At 64.2% G+C, this 14,146-nt stretch carries 8 protein-coding genes and 2 pseudogenes; 5 read left to right on the top strand and 5 right to left on the bottom strand.

What is annotated here, in order from left to right; genetic code table 11:
* Positions 1–250: 250 nt before the first annotated feature.
* The 4 genes from SMN802W_RS0108590 to SMN802W_RS0108575 all read right to left on the bottom strand — a co-directional run bounded on the left by SMN802W_RS0108590 (position 251) and on the right by SMN802W_RS0108575 (position 6,951).
* A complete protein-coding gene (locus SMN802W_RS0108590; protein WP_019516495.1) occupies positions 251–1,270 on the bottom strand; it encodes an amidohydrolase family protein in 1,020 nt (339 codons plus the stop codon).
* Positions 1,267–3,243 carry a S9 family peptidase gene (locus SMN802W_RS0108585; protein ID WP_019516494.1) on the bottom strand — a complete coding sequence of 659 codons (1,977 nt, stop codon included), beginning with the start codon at positions 3,241–3,243 and terminating at the stop codon, positions 1,267–1,269. The genes SMN802W_RS0108590 and SMN802W_RS0108585 overlap by 4 nt, the downstream gene beginning before the upstream one ends.
* Positions 3,244–3,279: 36 nt before the next feature.
* Positions 3,280–6,069: a TonB-dependent receptor plug domain-containing protein gene (locus tag SMN802W_RS0108580; protein WP_019516493.1), complete on the bottom strand. Its 2,790-nt coding sequence runs from the start codon at positions 6,067–6,069 to the stop codon at positions 3,280–3,282.
* Between the two features lie 672 nt (positions 6,070–6,741).
* A complete protein-coding gene (locus tag SMN802W_RS0108575; RefSeq protein ID WP_019516492.1) occupies positions 6,742–6,951 on the bottom strand; it encodes a hypothetical protein in 210 nt (69 codons plus the stop codon).
* Positions 6,952–7,459: 508 nt separating this feature from the next.
* Between SMN802W_RS0108575 and SMN802W_RS0108570 the strand changes: the two genes are divergently transcribed.
* Genes SMN802W_RS0108570 through SMN802W_RS18975 form a run of 4 tightly spaced genes read left to right on the top strand, consistent with a single transcriptional unit; the run spans position 7,460 to position 11,977 of the window.
* A complete protein-coding gene (locus tag SMN802W_RS0108570; protein WP_238560164.1) occupies positions 7,460–9,793 on the top strand; it encodes a TonB-dependent siderophore receptor in 2,334 nt (777 codons plus the stop codon).
* Positions 9,790–10,104 carry a hypothetical protein gene (locus SMN802W_RS0108565; RefSeq protein WP_019516490.1) on the top strand — a complete coding sequence of 105 codons (315 nt, stop codon included), beginning with the start codon at positions 9,790–9,792 and terminating at the stop codon, positions 10,102–10,104. The genes SMN802W_RS0108570 and SMN802W_RS0108565 overlap by 4 nt, the downstream gene beginning before the upstream one ends.
* Positions 10,101–11,702 (top strand): PepSY-associated TM helix domain-containing protein, encoded by a 1,602-nt coding sequence (locus tag SMN802W_RS0108560; protein ID WP_019516489.1) that lies wholly within the window; start codon positions 10,101–10,103, stop codon positions 11,700–11,702. The genes SMN802W_RS0108565 and SMN802W_RS0108560 overlap by 4 nt, the downstream gene beginning before the upstream one ends.
* Positions 11,699–11,977: a DUF3325 family protein gene (locus tag SMN802W_RS18975; protein ID WP_019516488.1), complete on the top strand. Its 279-nt coding sequence runs from the start codon at positions 11,699–11,701 to the stop codon at positions 11,975–11,977. Before SMN802W_RS0108560 ends, SMN802W_RS18975 begins: the two co-directional genes overlap by 4 nt.
* 91 nt (positions 11,978–12,068) lie before the next feature.
* Here SMN802W_RS18975 and SMN802W_RS18745 read toward each other — a convergent pair.
* Positions 12,069–12,731, bottom strand: a pseudogene (locus SMN802W_RS18745) (DDE-type integrase/transposase/recombinase).
* Positions 12,732–12,813: 82 nt separating this feature from the next.
* Between SMN802W_RS18745 and SMN802W_RS17920 the strand changes: the two are divergent.
* Positions 12,814–14,026, top strand: a pseudogene (locus SMN802W_RS17920) (IS3 family transposase).
* The last annotated feature ends 120 nt before the right edge of the window (positions 14,027–14,146 follow it).

Raw genomic sequence — 14,146 nt, 5'->3', positions numbered from 1 at the left:
GGTCCCTGCCACCTCTCCCCCGACGTCCTCGCCCAGTTGCAACCCCGCGCCGTCACTCACCGGGTTGGAGCGCAGCAACATGTCGCGCGCATGCGGATGAATGAAGCGTTCGCGAAGCTCGGGTGACGCCTGAAATCCGCCGGTCGCGAGCAGCTATGGGCATTTCGCTACCCGAAAGCGGCTTTTCCGGTTTCCACCCACACTTCCTCACGAGGTGATTGATGAACAAGGCGATGAGCAACGTGTCGACTTAGTTGATCGCGTAAGGAGCTGAATTGCTTCGTATGGTCGCCCACTCGGCACGCGTAAGCGGCAGGCGGCAATATGTCTGCGCATAATAATGCGCCAGGTCGCGTGAAAATGGCCAGTCGGAGGCGGGCAGGAAGTGCGCTGGTCCGATGCGGCGGATCAGCACGACGAGCTTCACAAGGTCACTGACTGGCGTGTCATCGTTCCACATGGCAGCGAGATCGAACCAGACATGGTCGAAGCGCGTGCGGTCGGCTTCGATCGCGTCGGCGAATGCGCCTAGTGCGGCAAGCGTGTTGTTATCAACTCCGCCCCAACCTGCTGCATGCGCGATCTGTACGGGATTATCGCCCGCCTGGGGCAGCACGTCATCGACAAAGCGGTGTACGTCGCGTGCGCCATAGTCCTTCGCACGCGTGCGCATGTGGATCATGATCGGCATGTGCGCGGCCGCGCCGGCACGAAACACGGCCGCCAGCGCAGCGACGTCGTGATCGGACCGCAGATCGATGCCCGAGTTGGTCAGATGCAGCTTGATGCCCGTCACGTAGCGGTTGCCGCGCCAGTGCGCGATCTCACTCAACGCCGTGGGGGTCAGCGGATTGATGCCGATGAATGCAGAGAGCCGCCGCGGGTAACGCTTGGCCAGTGCGACGGTCCACTCATTCGCGGCGCGCACGACCGCGGCTGCGTTTGGGAGGCGCGGCACCATCATTGGGCTTTCCGCCAGATACGCGGTCGACATGACGAGCCCGCGCCGCACGCCGGCCCGGTCCATTGCAGCCAGCAGGTCGCGCGGCGACAATGGCTCCTGAAATGCCGGGTCGCACTTACCGGTTCGGCCGGGGCTGTTGCAGTAAGCGGGCAGAATGGCGAGGATCGCGGGTGAATGAACGTGGACATGGTGATCGACCCTCACCGGTGCCGACGCATCATATGCTGGTCTGGGTGGCGGAGCCTGCGCCGCCAGCAACATCGCGGCCGCGACGCCCCCGGCGGCAACCAACAGGCGGCGGATCACCGTGGCGTGCCGCTCAGCAGCGTGCGTTGCCAGAACAGCATCGATGCCCAGAAGTAATAATCCTCATTCTCCTTTTTATGGAAAACGTGGCCCTCGTTCTGCGCGATCAGGTGCCAGGCGGTGCCACCTTTCGCGCGCACCGCCGACACCATCTGCTCGGCCTCCGAGCGGGGTACGCGCGGATCGTTGCCGCCGGTCGCGACCAGCAGCGGCACGGTGATGCGGTCGACGCTGGTGAGCGGCGAGATCTTCATCAACTGCGCGCGCTGGGCGGGATCGCGCTCGTCGCCATATTCGACACGGCGCAGGTCGCGCCGGTAATCCTGCGTGTTCTGCAAGAAGGTGACGAAGTTCGAGATCGCGACGTAGCAGTTCGCCCCCTTCAACCGCGCCGAATAATGCGTCGCGGTCGCGTAGCACATGTACCCGCCGTACGAGACGCCGTTCACCGCGAAGCGCGTGGCATCCAGCGTCGGGTCCTTCGCCAGCGCGTCCAGGAACGCACCGATGTCCTTGACTGAATCCTCGCGCTTGAACGGCCCGTTATCCAGGTTGACGAACCGCTTGCCGAACCCGGACGAGCCGCGGACATTGGGGTAGAAGACGGCGATGCCCAGTTCGTTGATCGCGTAATTGGTCGCGCCCAGGAAATCGGGTCGCGTCTGCCCCTCAGGCCCACCGTGGATGTCGATGATCAGCGGCCGCTTGCCCGGGAACTTCGACGGATCGGGGCGATAGAGGAAGCCCGATACGGGCTGCCCGTCGAAGCTTTTAACCTCGACCAGCACCGGCTCGACGTTGCGGCTGGGATCGAGGCCGCCGGTCTCGCTCTTCGTCCAGCGCGTGACCGCCAGCGTCTTGCTGTCGACCGAGAAGACATCGCCCGCAACGCGCGCCGACGACATCGAAAGGCCGATGGCCCCCCAGGGCGAGATCTGGATCGCGGGACCGATGCTCCACGGGATCACGCCCGCGGGCAGCCCGGTGACCGCGCGCACGGCGTTGGTGCGCGTGTCGAGCACGTGCAGCCGGCTGACCCCCGCTTCGTTGGTGGCATAGGCGATCGTGCCGCCGTCAGGCGCCAGCGCGTAATCGCTGACATCCCACTTCGGCTCGCGCGATACCGCCGTAAAGGCGCCGGTAGCCGGATCAAGCCGGCCGAGCCGCAGGAAGTCCGCGCCCTCGTCCGAGATCACCCACAATTTGCCGTCGGGCGCATAATGCGGCGCCTCGTACGACACCTGCGCCTTCACATCGGTGATGGCACGCATTGCGCCGGTCGCGACGTCCATCTCGTACACATCGGCCTTGTTGATCGACTGGCGGTTGAGCACCAGCGCGCGGCGGCCACCCGGCGAGAAGTCGGCGATGTTCCACCCGCCGCCCTTTACCTCGGCGAGCTTGCGGTCGCTCTTCGGATCGCGCGGATCGATCATGTACAGATCGGCATCGGCGCCGTTGCGGCGCGTGGAGGAGTAACCGACGTAGCGCCCGTCATGGCTCCACGCGCCGAACCAGTTGCGGCTCTTTCCATCGGTCAGCAACTGCAACCGCCCGGCCTCCAGTCGGAACAGCTGGTAGAACTCGCCGCCGCCCACATCCTTCTGCACCAGCGTCACGTCGCCCTTGCCCGGCGACAGCGAACCGGTCAGCACCGGCTCCTCCTCGAAACTGACCTGCTCGCGCGCGGCGCCGGGCGCCGACACGGTGTGGAGCTGGTCGGTGTTGCCGAAGCGGGTCTTCACCAGCATGCCGCGCGTCTTCTCGTCCCAGCCGAGGAAAGACGCCTTGCGCGCCTGCAGGTACGGCTGGGTCGCCGCGACCAGGGTCGCGGGGATCGCGGGCACGCCATCGGCGATGATCGCCGCTGGCTTGGGCGCGGTCGGCGCTGACACAGGTGTCGCCGGATCGGCGAGCGCGGGCGAGAGGGGCAAGGCACAGGCGGCGAGAAGCAGCGCGCGGCGCAGGTTCATGGGTTTGGTCTCCGGAAAGGGCGAGAATGCGGGCGATCAGAAGCGGACGCGTGCGCCGACCGTGATGTAGCGGCCGATCACGTCGTAATAGGGCGAGTAGAGCGAGCCGACCGGCGGGTCCTTGTCGAACAGATTGCTCGCATTGGCGTAGACCTCCAGCGACGGACCACTCGTCACCGGGATGCGCGCGGCGAGTTGCAGGTCGAAATAGGTGTAGGCGCCGATGTGGTTGTTGGTGATGTCCTGCGTGCTGTTATACTCGCCGGGCGAGATGTAGCGGCCGCGCAGCGTCGCCGAATAGGTGCGATCCTCATAGCCGATCGAGCCGTTGACCCGCCATTTCGGCACGCCCAGCCCGAACGAATAACCCTGCGAGCGAACGTACTCGATCTGGCTGACACCGTCGTCGGTACGCAGGCTGTCGATCCAGGTGCCGAGCAGGCGGAAGCGGAAGCGTCCGTCGCCCGTTCCGCCGATGCGGCTGAGCGGCAGCGTGTACGACAGTTCGGCGTCGATGCCGTTGGTCATGTACTTGGCGAGATTGACGTAGGTCGAACGCGTCCGCACCAGCGTGCCGTTCGCGTCGCGGTCGATCCGGTCGCACAGCGCGGTATTGCCGTTGAAGCAACGCGTGACGAGGTCTTGCGGCGCGATCGTCGTGATCACGTCGTCGATCTTGATGTCGTAATAGTCCGCGGTCAGGTTAAGCCCGGTGACCGACGGCGGCGACCAGGTGAAGCCTGCTGTCAGCGTGTTCGCGCGCTCCGGCTGCAGGTTGACGTTCCCGCCGCCGATATTCTGCACGTATACGCTCTGCTTCGTCTGCGGATCGGTCAGCGTGTTGTAGCCGGTGGTCGAGGTCGTGAAGAGCTCGCTCAGGCTCGCCGAGCGGATGTCGCGCGAATAGGTCGCGCGACCGCGAAAGCCGCTGAAGAACTCGTTGGTGGCCCCGATCTTGTACGACCAGATCGATCCGGTGGTGCTATAGTCGCTGATGCGCACCGCGCCGTTCAGGTCGAGCTGACGCAGGAGCGGCGTGTCGTGGATCAACGGCACGAGCAACTCGCCGAACGCTTCCTTCACGGTGAACTGCCCGGCCAGCGGCGCGAAGCTGAACGAGGTGAAGGCCTTTGCCGCGTCGAGCGCACCGACACGGGTATCGATCTGCTCCTTGCGCGCCTCCACGCCGACCGCGAACGAGACGTCGCCCGCGGGCAGCGTCACGGGTTCGCCGCGCAGCGAGAAGCCGGTCACGTCGAGCTTCTGCGTGGAGCGCGACATCGGCGTGCCCGTGACATAGGCGGCGGCTGCGGCCGATGGCGCCCCCTCACCGAACAGGTTGATCGGCACGCAGTTGCTCGCCGCATTGGTCAGCGCGACGCGGCAGACCGGCTGTCCGGTGGCAGGGTTGATGACCGAGTCGACCGCCTGCGCGTAATTCTGCGTCAGGATGAAGCCGGGCGTGTCGATGTTGTTCTGGAACTCGCCGTGCGTGTAATAGCCGCTCCAGCGCAGCTTGCTGCCGATCGTGCCATCGAGCGCGAAGGTGCCCTGCGTCGTCTTGCGCTCGAAATCGATCGTCGAGAACGCGAAATCGTTGTTGAAGCGACCAAAGGTGAAGCTGGTCTGCCCCGCCGCTGCGAGCCGTGCCTTGACCGCCTGCGGCAGAAAGGCGTTGTCCGACCGGATCGTCAGATTGCCGCGGTTGTGGTCGCCGAACCAGGTATAGTCATTGTACATGCGCGAGTGGCGCACCTCGACCGTTGCCTTGACGTCGTTGGTCACTTCGTAGCTGACACGCGCCAGGCCGGTGTAGCGCCGCTGCGGCGTCACCAGCGGGCTGATGTCGTCGTTCGACGGCCCCTCGCCGCCGATGGAGTTGGTACCGCGGACGATGCCGCCATCGAACAGCCGCAGCGAACCATCGGGATTGAACGCATACCCGCGCAGCGCGCCCGACAGGATCAACCCGCCGTACGCCGCGTTGGCGAAACCGACGTCGGGCGCGATCACAAAACGGCCATTGCCATCGGGCACGGTGGCCCAGCGGCCGATCCGCGGTCGGCTCGTCTTCGGGATGACGCCATCGTTGTCCAGATATTCGCCGCCGATCAGGAAATGGCCGCGACCGCCGGCGAACGGCGTGCCGAACGCCCCTTCGACGCGCCGTTCGCCTGCATCCTTGTACGACGACACGCCGCCCTGCACGCCCAGGCGCAAACCGTTGAAGCCGTCGTCGATCCCGACGTTGACCACGCCTGCGACCGCGCCCGAGCCCCAGGCGGCGGACGCGCCGCCGGTCACGACATCGACGCTCTTGATCAGGATGGTCGGGATCGTGTTCAGATCATTGTCGCTGGCGAAGCGACGCCCGTCGAGCAGCACCAGCGTGCGGCTGACGCCCAGGCCGCGCAGGTCGACCGGCGCAACGCCTGCGCCGGTGTTCGTACCCGTTGTCTGCGGCGACGTCGTCGCGCGGAACTGCGGCAGGTCGTTCAACGCCGCGGCGACGTTGGTGCGCCCGCCGACGCTCAATTCCTGCGACGTGACACGGATGGTCGGGGTCGGCGCGTCATAGCCCGCGCGATCGATACGCGATCCGGTGACGACGATGTCTTGCCCGGCTTCATCCTGCGGATTGATGGTTTCAACCCGATCGGGGGTGCTGGTCGCCGACGTCGCCGTGGGGACGACACCGGCGCCCTCCGATGCTGGTCGCGTCGTGTCCACCGACTGTGCGGTGGCCGGCGATGCGAGTGCGATCAGAACGGCGAAAACGCTTGTGCCGGCGGCGAACGCCGCCCGGCTGGACGTGTCGAAAGACATGAGAACCCCCTAGATTGGCCGCTTGTCACGGCACGTGTGGTTCCTCTCCGATGTGGGTAATCGTCAGCCATACGAATCCTTCCTCGAAGATCGTCTTCAAGGGTGCCAAGTCTGACCATTGTACGATTAAGCTACCAACCGCTACCCGGCCGTTGTTTTCTTACAGCCTGATGGACGTTTTTGAGGTTTTTGCAATGCCTAAATCGTCGGTCGCGCTTACGTTTGCAGACCTCAGGCGCGAACAGTGGCCTAGGTAAGCGACCTGCTGCTTGCTCGGGCACGGCTCATGGATCGACCGAGGGCGGAGATGCCGCTGCTCTGGCGGCAGACAACACGTGGGTTGACGATCAAACCTCACCGGACGAGCGGCTCGTCAAGCGAAGTGTCCCCAACATCCCAGAAGTAGCGAAGGGAGGCTGCCCAATTTCGGGATTGTTCGGCAAACACAGCCTTGACCGCGATTTACCGTCTCTAACTTGCCCGTCATACTAAAGTGATCTTTTCAAGATGCTTAACACACTAGTCGAAGCAGTCTAGCCCTTCTTTTTCTTCTAGTATCAGTGCCTGTTCAGTGTAGAATCTAATATTTGCTTCTGGAGATACGTACATTAACTGAAGTATTATTTATCAGCTGGAGACGTAAGCGGAGGATATTTATCTATTGACTATAAGCTAAGCAACTTTATTGTCACTGGTACAAAAATACCCGATACTGGCGGCAAAGCGTTGGACCTCGCCAGCCTGTTCGAAAAAATACGTTCGCTGATGCATGATGACCCAACTCACCGCTGCGGCGTCGAGTCCCTGTCGAACAATCTCGATGTCCCTGATCCAGGATGCTGGAGTGACCACCTTGTCCCACTTCATGAGCGCCAGGATCATGTAATCCCTGCGGCACGCTGACTGACGATTCGCTTGATCGTGGATTCTATAGCCCCCCACGTCAGCGCGGCGGCTTAGTCGCGTCCGCACACATTCGCTAAGGGATTGTCACTTCGCTGCGCACGACGCGCCGCCGCCCCGGCGCGGCAATCCTGTGCGGACATGCTGCCTCTTACCGCCGGCGGTGACGCGATGGTTGTGGAGTTGGAGAAGGACGAGCAGATGCCTCGAAAGGCGATGAGGAGCGGACAAGCCGCCCCGTTCCATCGTCCGTACAGCCGCGACGTTCTTGAACGCTGTTACCGCTCTCAAGAGCGGGTTTGCGTTCGGATCGGCCAATTGGCCGCCACTTCATCAAACACGAGCGGTGATCGTCCGCGATGCGGATCGTGCCTGATCGCGCGCTCAGACTCCTAGAAACACTTTGTTACATGTCTTGTTGCTCTTGATAGTGACTCGCAATCTCTAATTCGTTAGAGGCGCCCCCCTACACACCGGGGGAACATTCGTGCGCTCATCAACCATGCTGCTGGCGACGGCGGCCTTCGTCTCGGCTGCGCCCGCAGCGGCGCTAACGCGGTCAACTATCGCGGATGCGAATACCGCGGACGACACACAGGTCCGTGTCGACGACAAGGAAGACGATCGCCGCGATGAGATCATCGTCGTCGGCAAGAGCTACGGCCGCGAGGTCGGCAAGACGGTGACGCCGCTCAAGGACGTGCCCAACACCATCACCGTGATCGACCGCGACCAGATAGAGGCGCAGAACCTGTTCACGCTGGAGGACGCGCTCACCGCCACCAACGGTATCACGGTCAACGGCGTCGGCAGCGAGGACCCGTCGTACTTCTCGCGCGGCTTCGCCATCACCAACTACCTCGTCGACGGCGTGCCGACGCTGTCGTTCAACTTCCCCGGCGTCGTCCCCGACCTGTTCGCCTATGACCGGCTGGAAGTGTTGCGCGGCCCAGCCGGGCTGTTCAGCGGCAGCGGCAATCCGGCGGGCAGCGTCAACCTGGTGCGCAAGCGACCGCTCGACGCTGCGCGGATGCAGGCGTCGGCAGGGTATGGCAGCTACGACAACATTCGCCTGGAACTCGACGCGTCGACTCCGCTCGGCGACCGCGCCGGCGTGCGCGCGGGCGTGATGGCGCAGGATCAGGACCAGTTCTTCGACACCGCGCATCGCAACCGGCTGAACGCATTCGCCGTCGGTGCAGTGGAAATAGGCGATCGCACCACCTTCACCGTGGGAGGCTCATACGACCGCTTTCGCCCGGCGATCCAGTCGGGCCTGCCGGGCTACGCCGGCGCACCCGACGGCAGCGAGGGGCGGCTGCTCGACGTGCGCCGCTCGACCTATCTCGGCGCCGACTGGAACCGCTTCGAGTCGGAGACATGGACCGCCTTTGCCGAGTTGACCCACCGGATCAGCGATCGCTGGACGCTGCGTGCCACCGGACTGTTCACCGACGTCGACCGGATCGACGTCTACAGCTACGTCGGCAACGCGGCGGTCACGACGGCGGCGAACAAGCTGCCGAGCGCGACCGCCAACAACGGCAACACCACGCAGATCGCGTACCGCGGCGACAGCAAGTCGCAGACGCGCTCGTTCGACTTCAACGGCGTGGGCAGCTCCCGCCTGTTTGGCCAGGAGCAGACGCTGATCCTGGGCGCCGACTATCAGGCGCAGGATTACGACAGCTATTACACGCGCCTGTCGGGCTATTCGACGATCAACGTCTTCAATCCCGTGCTGCCGGCGGAACCGCCGCTCAACCCTTACGCTCCCTCGCCCGCTTACACGGTGCCGGGATCGGGCGCCAATTGCACCGGCGTCACGGTAACCCAGCCAGGACGTTGCATCGTGCAGGTCTACGGCGGCACCAACACCGTGATCGAGCAATACGGCACCTACGGACAGCTCCGCCTGCAACCCGTACGCGGCCTGACCCTGGTCGGCGGCGGCCGCCTGACCTGGTGGGAGCAGACGATCGACACGCTGCTGCCGACGCCCGCGGTCGGTCGGCCACAAAGCATCGATAACCGTTTCACGCCCTACGCAGGGATCGTGTGGGACGTGACGCCCGACCTGAACCTTTACGGCAGCTACGCCGACAGCTTCACGCCGCAGGCCGCACCCGCCAACCGCGTCCGCAACGATGGCGGCGATGTCAAGCCGCTGATCGGCAGCCAGTACGAACTCGGCTCCAAGCTGTCGCTGATGAACAACCGGCTGCTGCTGTCCGCCGCGGTGTACCAGATCGAGCAGACCAACCGCATCTTCAACCCGCCCGAGCTGACCACCGTCTACCTGCAGGCCGGCAAGGTTCGCGCCCGCGGCATCGAGGCGGAGGCCACCGGCGAGATCCTGCCCGGCTGGCGAGTCAACGGCGGCTATACCTACACCAAGACCAAGTACCTTGAGGATACGCAGCCACAATTCGAGGGACTGTCGCTGACGCCGATCATCCCCAAGCACATGATCAAGGCGTTCACCAACTATACGGTGCCCGCCGGCGCGCTGGCGGGGGCAAGCCTCGGCGGCAACGTGACGTGGTTCAGCGAAACCTCTGGCGGGACGCCGTCGATCGTTGTGCCCGTATCCGCTTCCGCGCCGCAGGGACGGACGATTTCGTCGGTGGTGCGCCAGCCCGCCTATTCGGTCGTCGACCTGCGCGCCGGGTACAAGGTGTCCGAGCAGCTGTCGTTGTCGCTCAACGTCGCCAATTTGCTCGACAAGAGCTATTACGCGCGCATCTCCTCGACTGGGCGCGGCAATTATTACGGCACGCCGCGTACCTTCTTCGCGACACTACGGTTCACCTACCCGTGATCGCGCGCGCGACCGGGCAGTCGGTGGTGATGCGCCGCCGTCTCGACAACACGCTGCGCTTCGTCGCGGCGGTGCCGCTCGGCTATGCGGTGGCGAGCCTGTCGGGCGCGGCGCTCGCGCGCGTTCTGCCGATGGCGCGGTCGGAGGCCACCGTCACCGGCACACTGGTCGCGCTACTGTTGTGCGCGCTCGCCGCAATGTACGCGTATGGCGCGCGCAGCGGCTGGCGCGCCACTTGGGTCCTGCTGCTGCTCGGCGCGGTGGGCGGTGGCATCACCTGGATGTCGATCACCACGGCGGGGCGGGTATGAGCAAGGGTATCCGGCAGTCGCAATCGACGCTGCACACCTGGTCGGGGCTGCTGCTCGGCTGGCTGCTGTTCCTCGTCTTTTTGACCGGCACGATCGCGTTCTGGCGCGAAGGGCTTAACCGCTACATGCGACCTGAACTCGCGCGCGTCGAACAGCCGCTTAGGGTGCTAGGCGGCGCGCAGCGCTTCCTGGTCCGTAAGGCGCCCGATGCCAGGAGCTGGTTCATCGCGATGCCGGACGCGCAAGTGCCCGGCGCGCAATTGTTTTGGCAGCCCCAGCCGAAGAGGGGCGAGCGCACCGGCCGGCGCGGCGGCGGACGGGGGCGCCGCGATAACCAGGCGTTGATCGGCGCCGACGGCCTACCCGCCACCGCGCGTGACACGCGCGGCGGCGAGTTCTTCTACCGCTTCCACTTCGATCTCTACTACATGCCGGTGATCTGGGCGCGGTGGCTGGTCGGCATCGCCGCGGTGATGATGCTGGTGGCGATCCTGACCGGGATCGTCACGCACAAGAAGATCTTTCGCGACTTTTTCACGCTGCGACGCGGCAAGGGCCAGAGGTCGTGGCTTGACGGCCACAATGCGACGGCGGTGCTGGCGCTGCCGTTCCACCTGATGATCACCTACACCGGCGTGGTCACGCTGATGGCCTTGTTGATGCCCTGGGCGACGGTCGCCAATTACACAGACCAGACCAAGCTGGCCGACACCCTGTTCCCGCACGTCGAGGCGGCCGAGCAGACGGGCAAGCCGGTGCCGCTGGTCCCGCTGTCCGCGCTGGTGCGCGATGCCGAGCGCAGGTTGGGCGGACCGATCGGCAGCCTGGAGGTCAGCCAACCCGGCGACGCAGCAGCGCGCATAACGCTGTTCCGGTCACCCACGACGCTGCTCAACACGCGCGCGCCGTCGATCGTTTACGACGGCACCAGCGGAACGCCGGTGTGGCAGAGCCCGGCCCCCGGCGGTGCCGCGGCGACCGCCGGCGTGATGATCGGGCTCCACGCCGGTCGCTTCGCCGATACCACGCTCAGGTGGATCTACTTCCTGTGCGGCGTCGCGGGCACGCTGATGGTCGCGAGCGGTCTGGTGCTGTGGACGGTCAAGCGGCGCGAGAAGCTGCCCGACCCCGCCAAGCCGCATCTGGGTTTCCGCATCGTGGAGCGGCTGAACGTGGCGGTGATCGCGGGCTTCCCGCTTGGCGTCGCGGCGATGTTCTGGGCCAACCGCCTGCTGCCGGTGACGATGCCCGGTCGCGCGCAGTGGGAGGTGCACGTGCTGTTTCTGGTCTGGGCTGCCGCGGTCACGCTGGCGCTCGTGCGCACGCCGCAACGCGCCTGGTCTTCGTTGTTCGCGCTTACCGGCGCGGCGCTGCTGTTGCTTCCCGCGTTCAATTTGGTCGCCACGCGCTGGAACGCGTGGTCGTCGCTCGCGGTCGGCGATCTGTTGCCGCTGGGCGTCGATGCGACGGTGCTGGCGTTCGGGGCAGGGTATCTGTGGCTCGCCCGGCGCGTCGCCAACCACGTGCCGCACAGCCGCAAGTCCCACAGCGCACGGCCACTCACCACGGAACGCATGATGCATGAGGTAGCTGCATGAGCATGGTGGCGATACTACTCGCAGTTACAGCCTTTGGCGCACTTGGTTTGTCTACCGACAGGCACTATCAGCGCGTAACCAAACAGCGACTTGCCGCGTCAAGCATAGCTCGGGTTCGGATAGCGGCATGGCTGATACTGACGCTGTCTGCCGCCGCCTCGATCGTCGCGCACGGCTGGGCTTTCGGGTTAGTCTGGTGGTGCGGCTTCGTTATGCTCGCCGCAGGTAGCGTTTTCCTAACGTTGAACTTGGCTGATCTTAAAATTAGTAAGTAGTGGCTGTGGATTGCGAAGAGCATCTACTTATTCTTGTACCGGTGGAGACCGCTGAACCACCCCGGGTTTGCCGGAGGCGATAGGTTATGGGTTACGCTCCCATATCGAGGTTCTCGGCGGCACCACAATGTCGCTCTTCGGCTTGGGCAGGCGAGATGTCGCCGATGGGTTCGAGCAGGTGACGATGGTCCAACCAGTCGACCCATACGAGCTGGCATATTCGACGGCTTCAAAGCCACACCATGGTCCAGCCTTTGGATCACCTCCGTAGCTGTCGCCGGCGCTACCGACCAACGGCTCGACCCCGGCTTCGACGAGGCGCTCGATGTATTTGATGAACACCTATCGCGACCTACGGTCGCTATGATGGATGAAGCCGCCCTAGTGGATCGACCGACGGTCTTGGAGAGCTTCCTTCAGGGCATCGAGGACGAAGCTTGCGCGCGCCATTCTGCTCGGCCGCCATTCGACGATCAGCCTGGCGTAGGTATCGATTACGTACACAAAGCCCGCCTATGTCGCGACGGAGGTGAAGTCCGACACCAAGAGCATGTTTGGCGCTGCGCGTAGAACCTGCGGTTGACGTGATCGAGCGGGCACGGTGCTGCCTTGTCGCTATCGTCGCACGAACCGGCTTACCTCATATCGCGCCTCGTAGACCCATGTCGCGCATCAGCCGCTCGATGGTGCAGCGGGGCGCCGGAAAGCCATCGCGCACCAGCTGCCACCATACCTTGCGTACCCCATAGATCATTCTTGACGTCCTCCGTGTTTTTTCATCCGGTTTGAGTGAGAGTTTTCCGGCCCTTTTAAGCCTGCGGGCGAGGAGCCGGGACATGAGGAAGACGAGGCACACCGAGCAGCAGATCGCGTTCGCGCTGAAGCAGGCGGAGACGGGCACGTCGGTGGCGAAGGTGATCCGCCGTATGGGCGGAACCGCCCAAGGTTCCGGCGATGCGTAGCATCGTTGGAGAGGCGGTGGAGGGATCTCGGAGCAGACGTTCTACCGCTGAGAGAAGGTGTACGGCGGCCTCGGCGTAGGCGAGTTGCGGCGCCTGAAGCTGATCGAGGAGGAGAACCGCAAGCTCAAGCAGCTGGTAGCGGCCCTGAGCCTGGACAAACACGTCTTGTAGGACGTGCTGTCAAAAAAGCCCTGGACGACGGCGCGAGCTGGTCGCGCACGTTCAGGCGTCCCACGGTGTCAGCGAGCGGCGCAGTTGCCTGGTGCTGGGCGTCGACAGGTCGTCGGTGCGCTACGGATCAGGCGCCGCTGATGCTGCGCATCCGTGATCTGGCGGCGACGCGGACGCGGTACGGCTATTTCAGGATCTACATCCTGCTGCGCAGGGAGGGATGGTTCGTGAACCACAAGCGGGTCTACCGGCTCTACCGGGATGATGGACTGAGCCTTCGGCTCAAGAAACCCCGGCGTAACGTCAGTGCTGCCAACCGCGACCGGCAATCTGCGGCTGTGGCGGCCAACGAGATGTGCTCGATGGACTTCGTCTCCGACGCGCTGTTCGACGGCCGGCGGCTGCGGGCACTGACCGTGGTCGATGCGTTCACGCGCGAGGCGCTGGCAATCGACGTCGACCAGGGCATCAAGGGTGAGCAGGTGGTCGAGGTGATGGCGCGGATCTCGTCGATCCGCGGTGCCCCAGAACCATCCGGGTGGACAATGGGCCGGAGTTCATCTCGAAGGCACTCGACCGCTGGGCCTACGAGAACGGCGTAACGTTGGACTTCAGCCGGCCGGGCAAGCCTACGGACAACGCGTTCGTGGAGTCGTTCAACGGCCGCCTTCGGGACGTATAACCGCATGCAGTTACACTGAACACGCAATGGTTCCTGTCGCTGGAGGACGCCAGAGCCAAGATTGAGGCGTGGCGGCGGGACTACAACGAGAGCCGTCCTCACACATCGCTTGGCTGGATGACGCCGGTCGAATATGCTGCTGCCGCGGCCAAGATCGCGCCGAATAAACGCCGGAAACTCACCCTCGACCTGGATGAGAAACCGGGGACCCTGAATCAAAGAGCCGGTTTCTAGTTCCAGGTGGATGAAAGACGGGTTACGTCACTTGCTAGCTGTTTGATACCTATGGCATTTCACAGCGTTGCCTTGAAACGCAACAAAGGCCCGCTAAGTCTTGCGACTTGCAGGCCTTTT

Source organism: Sphingomonas sp. Mn802worker, assembly GCF_000382485.1.
GTDB lineage: Bacteria > Pseudomonadota > Alphaproteobacteria > Sphingomonadales > Sphingomonadaceae > Sphingomonas.
This window is presented reverse-complemented; position numbering and strand designations above follow the sequence as displayed.

Coding starts and splice junctions, on each gene's coding strand:
- SMN802W_RS0108560 (WP_019516489.1), top strand. CDS start 10,101: ATGAGCAAGGGTATCCGGCAGTCGCAATCGACGCTGCACACCTGGTCG.
- SMN802W_RS18975 (WP_019516488.1), top strand. CDS start 11,699: ATGAGCATGGTGGCGATACTACTCGCAGTTACAGCCTTTGGCGCACTT.
- SMN802W_RS0108575 (WP_019516492.1), bottom strand. CDS start 6,951: ATGATCCTGGCGCTCATGAAGTGGGACAAGGTGGTCACTCCAGCATCC.
- SMN802W_RS0108585 (WP_019516494.1), bottom strand. CDS start 3,243: ATGAACCTGCGCCGCGCGCTGCTTCTCGCCGCCTGTGCCTTGCCCCTC.
- SMN802W_RS0108580 (WP_019516493.1), bottom strand. CDS start 6,069: ATGTCTTTCGACACGTCCAGCCGGGCGGCGTTCGCCGCCGGCACAAGC.